Consider the following 13469-nt stretch of genomic DNA (forward strand, 5'->3'; position numbering starts at 1 on the left):
TCAAGCGATCACAAGACGATCGACAACGGTCTTGACGCCCGCCGTAGCGCGCGCGGCACCCCACACGATCGTCCGTTCGACCGTGGAACTGAGATGGCCCGACAGGGTGACGCTTCCCCCGTCCACCTGAACGTCGAGATGCTTCATTTCCCGATCCGTATGACGCTGGATGGCCTTGCGGATGTTGCACTCGATATCGGTTGGAGAAGCGGAACCCGAGATTCTGATGTTGTTCGTGATGCCCGTGACGCCGCGCATATGCCCGATATGTTTCTCCGCGATATGGCTGCGGTAGCCATCCTTGACGTTACCGCTCAACGTCACCCAACCTTGCTCCACCTTGATCCTGATGGAATCCTCTTCAAGACCCGAGATCCAGTCGAGCACGGCCCGCACGCTCAACGCGATGTCTTCATCCGTTCTTTGGTCGGTTTCGCGAAGCGTCACGTCCATATGCGCGACTACCGCGACCACACCTGCAATCCGCAGTACCGATTTTTCAGCGGCGACCTTCTGTGCATAGTCCGAAACGTGACCACTGAGGGTGACGATGCCATCCGCGACGGCAACGCCTATGCGGTTGGCGTCGATAGCCGGATTGTTCGCCAGGTCTTCTTCCACTTCGCGACGCAGCTGACTGTCCGATTTCATGGCAACGTCCTCCTGATGTGCTTCCGTTCGCGAACTGAACACCCAGTTCACACGGTCAGACTAATCCGCACACATCCCGCGCGGTTGATCGAAGTCAATCAGGACGCTGTGCAGCCACTGGATCGGACGATAGGGCTGCGTCCTTCTCAATTGATAACGATCAATCGAAAGGGCTCTTTTCGAAGGAGAATCGATGTAATCCTCTCGCCCGATACGGAGAAGCATCATGGCGCAAGCATCCAGCGTAGAGTCAACCGTCGGCCGCGCGTTCCAGCGCATCATGTTGGCGGTCGACGATTCAGAAGCGACGACACGGGCGGCCGAGTACACGAAGGCCCTGTTCGCCGATCGCGCGACAATCAGGGTCGTCACGGTTGCACAGAACCCGCGCACGCTATTTCCACTCGGCGCAACCACGCAAGACTTTCTCGCCTCTGCAAGAGATGAAATCGTGGGCGATTCGCGCGCTGCGCTCGCGAGGATCGAGGCCATGTTTGCCGGGACGAAGCTTGAATTCGGCCTGGTGGATCTTTCCATGCACCGCGGAAACACGGCCGACGCTTTGCTCGACACTGCGTCGCACTGGAACGCCGATCTCATCGTAATGGGCATGCGGCATCATCAGGGCCTGCTGCGCTGGGTCGAAGGCACTGTGTCCGAGCCTGTTGCGCGCCGCGCGAACTGCTCGTTGCTGCTGGTTCCCGAGGAGAGTCGCGTTCCAACGGACAAGCCCGCCCAACGTGTGGTCTTCGCGCTGGATGGCAGCGCCTGCTCCATCGTGGCGTTGCGGACAGGCCTTCAGTTGGCAACGCCTGATACCCGTTTGCGCGCGATCTTTGTCGTAGATCGCGCGAGCAATGTGATAGACGGAGACGCCATCAACATACTGGAGAGCGCCTACCTCGAAGAGGGTTGCACAGCACTTGATCGGGCGGCGCGGATATGCGCCGAACAGGGGCGCTATGCGGAGACGGCACTGCTCAAGACACATATACACCGGGACGACATCCCTCACGCAATCGTACGCGACGTTCAGGACTGGAAAGGCGACCTGCTCGTTCTCGGCACTCACGGCCGGCGCGGCTTCGAGCGCTGGCTTGTCGGCAGCGTCGCGGCCCGCGCGGTGCGGCTCGCCGACACGCCCGTATTGCTCGTGCGCGACAGTGGAACAACGGCTGCTGCCATGACCTGACAGCAGAACAGGGCGACGTCGCGGTTGCCACGGCGCATTTCTCACCGATACTGCATGACGGTCGCGCCTTCTCCATCACTCGCCTAACGTCACATCAGGCCAGCCAGCACCGCACGCACGCCGAATACTGTCGCGATCGTGGGTATTGTCAGCAGCAGGGCTAACGCAATGACCGCAAACCCGGCAACAGCCCATCCGTATGGGTTCGCATCCCGTGGAAGGCGCGACGTCGCGCCCGTCGCGAGCAGGCGCACGCCGAACATGATGCCGAGGTTACCCAATACGAGCAGCGGAAAGGCGACCGTGCGCGCGCCAACGGCATCGAATCCGAGCGAGAACGCCATCGCATAGGCGACCACGACGACACTGCCGACGGCACATCCCAGCATCACGCTGGTTGCAAGCATCCGGTTGGTCATCAGCCTCTCGCCGACGCGCCGTGGCCGTTCCTGCATCACGGTGGGCTTCTCCCGCTCGTTCTCGAACACGATCGAACAAACCGGGGTGATGATCAATTCGAGCGCGACGATGTGAACGGGCCCGAGCATCGGCCGCCAATCCATAAGAATCGGAATGGTTGCTGCGGCGACCATCGGAATGTGCGCGGCAACGGTAAAGCTGAGCGCCTGTTTCAAGTTATCGTAGATTCGGCGGCCAAGCCGGATGGCCGACACGATCGGCGCGAAGTCGTCCCGAAGCAGCACCAGCGACGCGACTTCGCGCGCCACTTCGGCGCCGCGGCGACCCATCGCGATGCCGATATGTGCTGCCTTCAGCGCGGGCGCGTCATTGACGCCGTCGCCCGTCATCGCAACGACTTCGCCGGCGCCACGGAACGCCTCCACGAGCCGCAACTTCTGTCCTGGTGTCACGCGTGCAAACACATTCGAGTCGCGTATCGCGCGCTGCAACGCAGAATCGTCCATTCCGGCGAGTTCGGCACCCGTTACGACGCGTGCTGCGTCGATGCCGACTTCCGTGGCAATCGCACGAGCGGTCGACGGATAGTCGCCTGTAATCATCACCACTCGCACGCCTGCCGCCCTGCATTCGGCGATCGCACCCGTGACATCCGGGCGTACGGGATCGAGCAGGCCAACCAGGCCGACGAACGTGAAATTGAAATCGCGCTGTCCGTCGGGCCAACTTTCCCCGGCATGGCGCGCCTTTGCAACACCGAGCACGCGCAACCCTTGCCCGGCCATGCGCGTCGCGCGCGCCATCAACGCGTCCACGACCTCGGTCTGCATGTCACACAAGGCACAGATCGCTTCGGGTGCCCCCTTGCATGCGACCAGACTTTCCCCAGGTTCGGACGTTCGCCATACATGCGACATGGCCGGCAACTCAGGCGTCAACGCATACTCTTGCACGAGTGACCAATGACGATGCAAGCGGCCCGTGTTTGCCAGGTACTGGTGGCCCGCTTCATGAAAGGCGCGCTCCATCGGATCGAGCGGCTCGATCTCGCTCGCCAGCACGAGATACTCGATCAATTCATGAAACGCCTGCGTGATGGACCGTTCGCCATCCTTCAGCCACGTCTCCTCGCCGTTTGCATGGAGCGCGCGAACCGACATGCGGTTCTGCGTCAGCGTGCCCGTCTTGTCGACGCACAGAACGGAGGTCTGGCCCAGCGTCTCGATCGCGCTTAGCCGCCGCGTCAACACGCCTTCATTCACGATACGGCGGGCACCCAGCGCCATGAAAACGGTCATGATGACGGGCAGTTCCTCGGGCAGGAGGCTGATGGCAAGCGTGATACCCGCTAACAGGCCGGGGAGCCATGCGTCGGTGCGCCAGCGATACGCAAGTACCAACATGGCGCAGATGATCAGCGCCAGTGTCGCAAAACGCCTGACAAACGTGCGGATTTCGAGCTGCAGCGGCGAGGGAGGTTCCCTGACTTCGGCAAGCTGCGTGCCGATCCGTCCGAGCTGCGTTTGCGGCCCAATCGCAGTGACGGTCATGCAGCCCTGGCCGCGGACCACCATGGTCCCCGAAAACAGCAGACTGGACGTGGCGCCTTCCGGCATGCCGCCGGTGCCGTGGGGACTCTTGTCGACTGCGATGGACTCTCCCGTCAGCAGCGATTCGTCGACGCTGAGTTCGTGCGCTTCCATCAGCGTGCCATCGGCGGGCACCTTCGCGCCTTCCTCGACGAACACGATATCGCCCGGGACAAGTTGCGCCGCCGACACCGAATCACGCTTTCCGTCGCGCAACACGTAGGCGCGTGGCGCCGACAAATCGCGCAGCGCGCGCAGCACGCTCGCCGTCCGATGACTTTGAAAGGCGGTCAGCAACACCACCGCGACGACGAATGCGAGCAGCGTCACCGCCTGTGGTGTATCGCCCAACAGGCCATACAGCGCGGTGGCAATGAGCAACAGAAGAAACATCGGCTCCGTGAGCACATCATGCACGGTGCGCCACCACAGCCTGTCCGACGACGACGCGACGACGTTCGGCCCGTACTTCGCCTGCAACGCGGCCACTTCGACGGCCGTCAGACCCGATACCGTGTCCTCGCGTCTCATCGATTCACGCAGACGGCCGGGAAGACGTCGATACGGGGCAATCTCCGCGGCTCGCGTCCGTGTCGCGTCGCGCGCGCTCTTCCACCGAAAAGTGCAGATCCACGCCGCCACGGCGCGGCACATCCACCCACTTACCCACATCGGATCGCCCTGCATTGGCGACGATACGGTAGCGCCCAGCGGGCAACATGATGTACAGGAACGGACCCTCGGTGCGCGTATCGAGAACCGGCTTTCCGTTCGCCTGTGCAATCCGGACATCCACATCCGCGAGATAGCCGCCGTTTGCCGACGTGAACATCATGCGCAGGCTGTAGCGAGGTGCGAGCGACAGAAATGCCTTCGCCTCGTCTTGTCCGATTCCGCCCGTCATGTACAACACCCCGTTTGTACTGACCGCCTCGGGCAGTGACTGCGCAGAGACCGCAATGGCCGCCGCACCGAAGGTGAGAGCGATAGACAGACGAAGAATGATCTGTTTTGGGATTTGCATATCGGCGTTTGCCTCCTGCCAATCGGGAGCGGCGACGGATCAGTCGGCGTTCTTCCAGATGACGTAGTACATCACCGCAAGTGCAGCGACGGCCAGTAATGCAATGAAGCCACATCCCAGTGCAATCAATCTGACCATTGCCAACTCCACAGACAACTTTTACTGACATCAAGCTAACACTCGCATTGGGCATGCGATTGACCCAGATCAAGCGCGTCCGTAGCGCAGCGGCGCATAGCGATTTCGCTCGTGCCGCCAGTTCGACCGAACGGCAAATGACCTAAGTCAATGGCCTCGAACTCAAATCAGTTGCAATTGACGAACACGTCGGCATGCATGGAGACCTCATGAAACTCACCTTTCTTGGCGCGAGCGAGACCGTTACCGGGTCGAAATATCTGCTCGAGGAACCCGGTGTCCGCATCCTGGTCGATTGCGGACTATTTCAGGGCGTAAAGAATTTGCGGATGCGTAACTGGACGCCGCTGCCTGTCGCTGCCGATTCGATCGATACGGTGATACTCACGCACGCGCACATCGATCACAGCGGCTATCTGCCGCTGCTAGTGCGCAATGGCTTCAACGGTCGCGTGTACTGCACGCCAGGCACCGCCGCACTCTGCGAAATCATGCTGCGCGACAGCGCACGGCTGCAGGAAGAGCAAGCAGACTTTGCGAACCGGCACGGGTTTTCGAAGCATCACCCGGCGCTGCCGCTCTACACGATGCAGGACGCGGAGCGTGCGCTGCGACTGATCGTGCCGTGCGCTTTCGACCAGCCCGTCGAACTGAAGCACGGACTGGGCTTTCGTTTTCTGCCGGCCGGTCACATCCTCGGCGCGGCGAGCGTCGTCATCTGCCGTCATCACAAGGTGCTCGCGTTTTCAGGCGACGTGGGCCGGCCACATGATCCCATCATGCGTCCACCCGCACCGCTGGCGCACGCGGACTATCTCGTCGTCGAGTCGACTTACGGCGACCGCTTGCACCCGGAGTCGAATCCGGAGGACGAGCTTGCGCAGATGTTCGCCAGGACCTTCGCGAAAGGCGGCGTTGTCGTGATGCCTTGCTTCGCCGTCGGGCGCGCGCAGGAGATTCTCTATTACATCGCGAAGCTGAAAGAGACGGGACGCATGGCGAACGTCCCGGTGTACCTGGACAGCCCGATGGCGACGAACGTCACGGAGGTTTACCGGAAACATCTCGACGAACATCGGTTGACCATCTCCGAGGCCCAGGCGATCGACAAGGTGGCGATCATGACGCGAACCGTCGATCAGTCGAAGGCGATCGCGTCGCATCACGGTCCAATGGTTATCATCGCGGGCAGCGGCATGGCGACGGGCGGCCGTGTGCTCCATCATCTGGGTCTGTACGCGCCGGATCCTCGCAACACGATCGCGCTGGTGGGCTTCCAGGCGGCAGGCACGCGCGGCGCCGCCCTCGCCGCTCACGAGAGTTCAATCAAGTTGCACGGCGAGTATGTACGCGTGCGGGCCAACGTCGAGTCGATCGCGTCGCTTTCGGCTCATGCCGACTACCGCGAACTGCTGCAGTGGCTGTCTTATCTGACCGACCCGCCCGTGCGCACTTTCGTGACACACGGCGAGCCCGCAGCGGCGGACGCGATGCGGCGAAGAATCTCCGAAACACTCGGATGGACGTGCGAGGTGCCCGTCTATCAACAAACGGTCGAACTCGAAGCGCTATGATGTGCGCGTCGCTGGCGGCGCAGTCGGGCAGCTATCGTTCGAACACGTACGTCCCCGGCGCGTCATCCAGTCCGTCGACGATCGCGCGACCCACCACCTCGCCGTCGGAATGATCGCGCAGCCACGCATTCCACCTCGGCCACCATGAGCCGTCGACGGGTTCGGTGGCTGAGAGGAACTCCTGTCTGCCGCGATACGGCTCTCCGGCTGCTCTCGTTGCGCAACGGTAATACCGGTCCGGATGGCCCGGCTGCGAGACGATGCCGGCGTTGTGCCCGCCCGCCGTCAGCAGGAACGTCAGATCGTTGTGTGTGAGCAGATGAAGCTTGTAGACGGAGCGCCACGGCGAGACATGGTCGCGCTCGGTGCCGACGACGAACATCGGCGCTTCGATGTCGGACAGCGCAACAGGCCGTCCACCGACGCAATAGCGCCCTTCCGCAAGATCGTTGTTGAGAAAAAGCGATGTCAGATACTCGCTGTGCATCCGGTACGGCAGACGCGTCGTGTCGGCGTTCCATGCCATCAGGTCGTTCGGTTGCGAACGGCGGCCGAGCAGATACTCGCTCATCATTCGTGACCAGACCAGATCCCGCGCCTTGAGCAACTGGAACGCCGCCGACATCTGCGAACCGTCGAGATAGCCTTGACGCCACATCAGCGCATCGAGTGCCGCGAGTTCGCTGGCATCGATGAAAAGCCCGAGTTCTCCGGGTTCGGTGAAATCCGTTTGCGCGGCAAGCAGCGTCACGGTTTTCAGTTCATCTCCTCTGCCGTCGCGAAAGAGCGCCGCCGCCGCGATGGCGAGCAAGGTTCCGCCAAGACAATAACCGACCAGGTGTACCCGCTGAGCGTCACGCTCGCGCACTTGCGCGAGGGCTGCGAGCAGCCCTTCCCGCAGGTATGCTTCGAGTCCGACGTCACGGAATGCCTCGCCGGGGTTGCGCCACGAAATCGCGTAGACGGTATAGCCACCGTCGACGAGATAGCGGATCAACGAATCGTGCGGCTGAAGATCGAGAATGTAGTACTTCATGATCCACGACGGCACGATCAGGATCGGCTCTTTCGCCACCGTTGGTGTCGTCGGTGCGTACTGCAGCAATTCGCACAACTCGCTGCGCCAGACGACCTTGCCGGGTGTGATCGCGACGTGCTTGCCTGGCAGCCATTCAGATGGATGCGCGTGCTGGTCGCCCGAACGGCCCTGCACGAGATCGCGCAGATCGGCGAGCCAGTGCAGCGTCCCCGTGACAAAGCTTGTTCCCCCACTCGACCATGCTGCCCGCTGCACCACCGGATTGGTGGCGATGAAATTGCTGGGAGCGCACGCGTCCAGCCATTGGCGAGCCAGGAAGCGCACCAGTTCCTCGTGATGTCGTTCGACGCCTGGTATGGCCGTTGTCGCAGTCTCCCACCAGTGCTGGATTCGAAGAAATCCTTCTCGATACACATGAAACGGCCAGGCCGCCCATGCATCATCTGCGAAACGCGGATCCTCGGGCGCGTGTCCATGCTTTGGAGGGGCCACGTTTGTACGCATCGTGCCATGCACAACCTCGGCGCTCGCCAATACGGCCTCGCTAGAAAGCTCCAGTAGCCTTCCCGGCGCGACTGCCATGTGCAGCGCCCAGTCCATGAAGGCAAGCGCCACGGACGTCGGGGACAGGCCGCCCGTTAGAGCGGCTACGCCTGCATGCGCCGCGCGGTCAAGCGCGTCGCGCGTAAGCACGGGGTGAGAACTGCCCTCTCCGTGACAACCGATCGGGACATGGCCCCGTGCATTGGCTCGCGAAAGGTCAATCGAAGAGGTGGGCGTCGTGAGCCGAGCCGTATGCTCCGGCAATGGTTGAGGCTTGTCGTCGGCCGTGAGAGGTAGTGTTGCCATCGTCGTTCGGTTGATCGCGCTAGTGACCCATGCCTACGTTACGCGGGCATGGACTCGAACACTTGACCTGCGTCAAGCCTGAAAAAGACCCGCAACTTTCACACCTTGATGGTCCGTGCCATCTTCAAACCGATCCACATCATTCCTTCGCGCAATCCCTCCAGTACGGCGTCGCGTTCCGTGCTGCATTTCTTGCCCTGCCGAAAGGTGCGTTCGAAGTCACCGTCCGGCGACCAATGCCTGACATGGATCGTCGACCGATATCCCCCGTCTTCGGCTTCTTCCGTCTGCACGTTCACTGACCATTCTCCTTCCTGCACGTTTCCCGACAAGGTCATCACAGCCTCCTTTTGCTTCGCCGCCGCGGACTACGGAGAGGCGCGCCGGCGAGCGACGGTATGTCATTCGACAACGAGATCGTCGACCACGGCACGAACACCCGGCGCGCTCCACGCGGCCCCTCGCGCGACGGCGCGTTCAGCGTAAGAGCCGACCTTGCCTGTCAGGGTGACGGTTCCGTCCTTGACCTCGATACCGATGTGTTTGACTTCGCGCTCCGCATGGCGCTGCATCGCCTGCGCGATCTGCGCGCCGATGTCTTCCGACGCGACATGGCCGCGCATTTCAACGCGGTTGATGACGCCGAGCACGCCGCGCATATGGCTGATCGCGCGCGCGACGATGTGAGCCTGGTACGCCCAGTCCACGGTGCCCGTCAACGTGACCCACCCTCGTTCGACCTGCACCTTCACGGAATCGTCAGGCAGGCCGACTGTCCAGTGCACGATATCGTGTACGGCACTGGCGATGTCTTCATCCGTGCGTTCGTCCTTCTGCGGCAGCCGGACCTGCATATCCACCACGACAGCCTTGACGCCCGCCACACGGTGCGCCGCCTTTTCAGCGGCGAGCTTCTCGGCGTAGCTGGGAGGATGACCGGAGAGCGTGACCACGCGATCCGTCACCTCCACGCCGATGTCCGTCGCTGTCACGGCGGGGTCCCACTCGAGTTCATCCTCGACTTCCTTCCTCAACTGGCGGTCTGATTTCATCACGCATCTCCTCGATGTGAATCGTGGCTCGTGCCATCACAAAGAAGCTTCGGCCAGCGGTTGCACGATGGGACTGATACAGATCAAGCGTGCGGGTCTTCCCCGCGTTAACCTGACACGCGTCTTTTCCGCAGACCCGCGCTCTGGAAAGTCGCAAGACAATCCACATCGCAATGCGCTTGACTGAAGTCAACGGTCGCACTTCAGGCCGCCTCTATCCTGGAAGCGATGCACTTGCGCCGCCTGGGCGAATGCATCGATCCATCCACGAAGGAGTCGATCATGAGCGACACGCAACTGCTGACTTACGAACCTGCGCACGGTCGTGCGCCGGCTCATGCCCGGGGCGACAGCCCTGCCGTTATCGAACTGCCGAAACCGGACATGTCCTCAGGCGCGCCGCTGATGAAAGCCCTTGCGTTACGTGCCAGCACGCGCGAGTTCTCCGATGCGCCGCTTGCGCCGGCCACGCTCGGCGCACTGCTGTGGGCTGCCGATGGCATCAATCGGCCGCTCAAACGAGGCCGTACCGCGCCATCGGCGAACGCATTCAATGAAATCGACCTCTACGCCGTGATGCCGAATGGTGTCTATCGATACGATGCGCCCGCGCATCGGCTCGTCCTGAAACAGGCAAGCGATGCGCGCAATCTGACGGGGTATCAGGACTTCGTCGGTGCCGCACCGCTCGACCTGGTCTACGTGGTCAACATGTCGCGTCTGCTCGACATGGCGCCCCAGCAGCGCGATATCTTTTCCGCAGTCGCGGCAGGCGCAATGGCACAGAACGTGTCGCTGTATTGCGCCTCCGAAGGACTGGGGTGCGTCGTGCGCGGCTGGATCAATCATCGCCTGCTGAGCGACGCGCTGAAGCTGAACGAGGACGAATTGCCCATTCTTGCGCAAACGGTCGGCGCGCCGGGCACGACGCTGACCTCGCTCGCGGACTGACGTCATTTCTTCTCGCCGGACAGCGCATAACCATGCGCGTCCGGGCCTGCTGAATCCTCTCTCATAGCGCCAACAAAGGAACGGGCCTGAAATTCAGGCCCGTCTCCCACTCCCCACGCCTCCGTAGATCGGTTCACTGCGTATTTTTTCGCGACACCAAGACCGTCGAAAGCGCGCCATGACAGCCAGGACGCACCCTGCTCCCATTAGCCGATCGTCAGGCGCTTCTGGTCGGTTGGCGCCTTTTTCGGCAGTCTCAACGAAAGGACACCGTCCTTGTACTCGGCCGTCGCATTGGCGTCATCGACCTCGCCCGCAAGCGAGAACGAGCGGCTGAACGCGCCCGAATACCGCTCGCGCCGGATCACACGCTCGCCTTCCTTTTCTTCCTTGTTCCGCTCGACCTTCGCGTTGATCGACACGATCCGCCCGTCGATATGCACGTCGATATCCTTCTTGTCGAGGCCCGGAAGCTCGGCCTTCACCGTATAGGCGCCATCGTTTTCCGTCACGTCGATCTTCATTGACGCAAGCTCGGCGTCCTGAGGAGTCGCCATCGACCGCATGGGCCGGAAGAAACCCTGAAACAGATCCGAAACGACCGGGTCCAGCGAGAACGGATCAAAACGCGTCAGATTGCTCATTGCACTTCTCCTTCAGGTAAGCAGGCCAGGACATGGCCCCGTTTGTCCGACCTCGATAGCCGGCTAACAGCGTGTCTGAGGCCCAACGGCCTCGGCAACGCGATTCTTCAATCGCATGTCACTCTTCATCGAATCGCTCCTGCTCCGATGGAAGATGGTGACTGCCATCCCGCTTTCACGATTTGCTGCATCGTGAAGTCACGCTTTCAGCGTAGCCGCACCCGGCACCGCGCCGTTGATTCATGTCAATCGCACTTGTGTGATGCAAGCGTGAAACGTCGCCCCCAAGGCAAAGTGCCTGCACTGTCCCCTCCGGCGCAAGACGTCCGTCGACACCAAGCGCGTGAAGGCTTTCATCCCGAACACGATTCCTCGTCCTGTCCGGCATCGACATCTGCTTCAGTGGGCTTGACCTCGGTTGGCTCACCCGTCTTCGAGGCACCGTCGATCGCGCGTTGCAGCATCTCGTGATCGAGCACTTCGCGCTCGAGCAGCAACCGGGCGATGCGCTCGAGCGTCGCGCGCTGGGTAGAGAGCGTGGCTTTGACACGTTCATGTGCATCGTCGAGCATCCGGCGGATTTCCTCGTCGACAAGACGCGCTGTGTCGTCGCTGCAAGACGAACCACGCCAGCCATCGAGACCCGGCACGGCGAACTGGTTCATGGATTCGCCGATCGTCGCAAGCCCCATGCGTCCGCTCATGCCGTAGCGGCTCACCATGTGCCGGGCCATCGCCGTCGCACGATCCAGATCGTTTTCCGCGCCAGTCGAAACATCTCCGAAGGCCAGTTCTTCTGCGACCCGGCCCCCGAGCAGTGCATCGAGCCGGTCGAGCAGTTCGCTTTCGCGCAGCACGTACCGGTCTTCGGTCGGTACCTGCTGCGTGTAACCGAGCGCGGCGACTCCGCGCGGAATGATCGACACCTTCTTGACGGGATCGCAGTGCTTGCGGCTACGCGCGACTAGCGCGTGCCCGGCCTCGTGATACGCGATCGTGATCTTTTCCTGCGCGTTCATCACGCGGCTCTTGCGTTCCATGCCCGTCATCGCGCGGTCGATTGCTTCATCGAAGTCGGACATATCGACGGCCTGCTTGTCGGCTTCGGCGGCATGCAACGCGGCTTCATTGACGACATTCGCGAGGTCCGCGCCGACGAAGCCCGGGGTGCGAGACGCGAGTTCGCTCAGATCGACTTCGTCCGCCAGCTTCACGTGGCGCGTGTGCACCGCGAGAATCTGACGGCGGCCATTGAGGTCGGGCCTGTCGATGGCGATATGCCTGTCGAACCGGCCGGGGCGCAGCAATGCGGGATCGAGCGTTTCGGGGCGGTTCGTCGCCGCCATGATGATCACGCCCGAATTGGAATTGAAGCCGTCCATTTCGATCAGCAACTGGTTGAGCGTCTGCTCGCGCTCGTCATTGCCGGAAGTCAGGCCCGCTCCGCGCACTTTGCCGAGCGCATCCAGTTCGTCAATGAAGATGATGCAAGGCGCTTCCGCTTGCGCCTGCTCGAAAAGATCCCGCACGCGGGCCGCGCCCACGCCGACGAACATCTCGACAAATCCGGCGCCGCTCACCGAATAGAAGGGCACGCCTGCTTCGCCCGCAACGGCTTTTGCAAGCAGTGTTTTGCCCGTGCCCGGCGCGCCGACGATCAGCACACCCTTCGGAATCTTGCCGCCGAGCCGACGATACCGTTCGGCGTCGCGCAGAAACGCGACGATCTGTCTGAGCTCCGCTTTGGCTTCATCGATTCCAGCGATATCGTCGAAGGTAATGCCTGTTTCGTTCTGCACGAGAATATGGCCGTTGCCACGGCCCATCTTCGTGTACTGCTGTAAGCCGCCCGCGCGCCGCGATAGCAGATTCCACACGACGAACATCATCAGCAACGGCACGACCCAGGAAAGCAGCATGCCCGGCCAGGCACTGTCGACACCACCCGAATAGCGGATGCCCGCTGCGGTGAGTGTGCCAGCCAGGCGGTCATCGGCGACGCGCATCGTCGTGAAGTGCCACGGCTCGCCGTTCCTGTTCACGGCTGTGGCGTCGGAGGCCGGCAGTAGCGAAGCGGCGCCCGGCATTTTGAGCGTACCGGTGATGCGCGTGGGGGTCACTTCGAGGTCGGCGACCTGCCCAGCGGCAACGAGCTGCTGAAAGTCGCTATATGCGATCTCCGTCGTCATGCCTTGCACCGTCAGGAACTGCAGCACAACGGCCATCACGAAGAACATCGTGAGCGCGATACTCACCAGGTCGAGCCATCGAGGCGATTTGCGCGCATCGCGCGAAGGACGCTGTGTGGGCATCATGGTCTCTCTCGGGGACGAGGAGTGGCGTGTC

11 protein-coding genes are annotated in these 13469 nt (G+C 61.9%); 3 read left to right on the forward strand and 8 right to left on the reverse strand.

What is annotated here, in order from left to right; genetic code table 11:
- A complete protein-coding gene (locus tag G3N95_RS04715) occupies positions 1-651 on the reverse strand; it encodes a BON domain-containing protein (RefSeq protein WP_205969045.1) in 651 nt (216 codons plus the stop codon).
- 226 nt (positions 652-877) lie between these two features.
- Between G3N95_RS04715 and G3N95_RS04720 the strand changes: the two genes are divergently transcribed.
- Complete coding sequence (locus tag G3N95_RS04720; protein ID WP_205968834.1) at positions 878-1843, forward strand: universal stress protein; 966 nt, start codon at positions 878-880, stop codon at positions 1841-1843.
- Between the two features lie 89 nt (positions 1844-1932).
- Here the strand turns inward: G3N95_RS04720 and G3N95_RS04725 are convergent, their stop codons facing one another.
- Entirely contained in the window at positions 1933-4383 is a 2451-nt protein-coding gene (locus G3N95_RS04725) for a cation-translocating P-type ATPase (protein ID WP_241018244.1), read from the reverse strand.
- A 4-nt stretch (positions 4384-4387) separates the two neighbouring features.
- The gene (locus G3N95_RS04730; RefSeq protein ID WP_241018245.1) at positions 4388-4876 is read right to left on the reverse strand and encodes a FimB/Mfa2 family fimbrial subunit; all 489 of its coding nucleotides are present in this window, start codon (positions 4874-4876) and stop codon (positions 4388-4390) included.
- Between the two features lie 347 nt (positions 4877-5223).
- On the opposite strand from G3N95_RS04730, the gene G3N95_RS04735 reads away from it, so the two are divergent.
- Positions 5224-6588, forward strand: coding sequence for an MBL fold metallo-hydrolase (locus tag G3N95_RS04735; protein ID WP_205968835.1), 1365 nt, complete (start codon positions 5224-5226; stop codon positions 6586-6588).
- 31 nt (positions 6589-6619) lie between these two features.
- Here G3N95_RS04735 and G3N95_RS04740 read toward each other — a convergent pair whose 3' ends face one another.
- The 3 genes from G3N95_RS04740 to G3N95_RS04750 all read right to left on the reverse strand — a co-directional run bounded on the left by G3N95_RS04740 (position 6620) and on the right by G3N95_RS04750 (position 9528).
- Positions 6620-8476, reverse strand: a complete 1857-nt coding sequence (locus G3N95_RS04740) for an alpha/beta fold hydrolase (RefSeq protein WP_205968836.1) — start codon at positions 8474-8476, stop codon at positions 6620-6622.
- A gap of 98 nt (positions 8477-8574) precedes the next feature.
- On the reverse strand, positions 8575-8814 hold the full coding sequence (locus G3N95_RS04745) for a hypothetical protein (protein WP_205968837.1): 240 nt from the start codon (positions 8812-8814) through the stop codon (positions 8575-8577).
- Between the two features lie 63 nt (positions 8815-8877).
- On the reverse strand, positions 8878-9528 hold the full coding sequence (locus tag G3N95_RS04750; protein WP_205968838.1) for a BON domain-containing protein: 651 nt from the start codon (positions 9526-9528) through the stop codon (positions 8878-8880).
- Between the two features lie 282 nt (positions 9529-9810).
- Here G3N95_RS04750 and G3N95_RS04755 point away from each other — a divergent pair, with 282 nt between their 5' ends.
- Positions 9811-10479, forward strand: coding sequence for a SagB/ThcOx family dehydrogenase (locus tag G3N95_RS04755; protein WP_205968839.1), 669 nt, complete (start codon positions 9811-9813; stop codon positions 10477-10479).
- 206 nt (positions 10480-10685) lie between these two features.
- On the opposite strand, the gene G3N95_RS04760 is transcribed toward G3N95_RS04755, so the two are convergent.
- On the reverse strand, positions 10686-11123 hold the full coding sequence (locus G3N95_RS04760) for an Hsp20/alpha crystallin family protein (RefSeq protein ID WP_205968840.1): 438 nt from the start codon (positions 11121-11123) through the stop codon (positions 10686-10688).
- 353 nt (positions 11124-11476) lie between these two features.
- Positions 11477-13360, reverse strand: a complete 1884-nt coding sequence (ftsH, locus tag G3N95_RS04765; protein WP_241018265.1) for an ATP-dependent zinc metalloprotease FtsH — start codon at positions 13358-13360, stop codon at positions 11477-11479.
- Between the last annotated feature and the right edge of the window lie 109 nt (positions 13361-13469).

It is taken from the genome of Paraburkholderia sp. Tr-20389 (genome assembly GCF_017104565.1).
Taxonomy (GTDB): domain Bacteria; phylum Pseudomonadota; class Gammaproteobacteria; order Burkholderiales; family Burkholderiaceae; genus Paraburkholderia.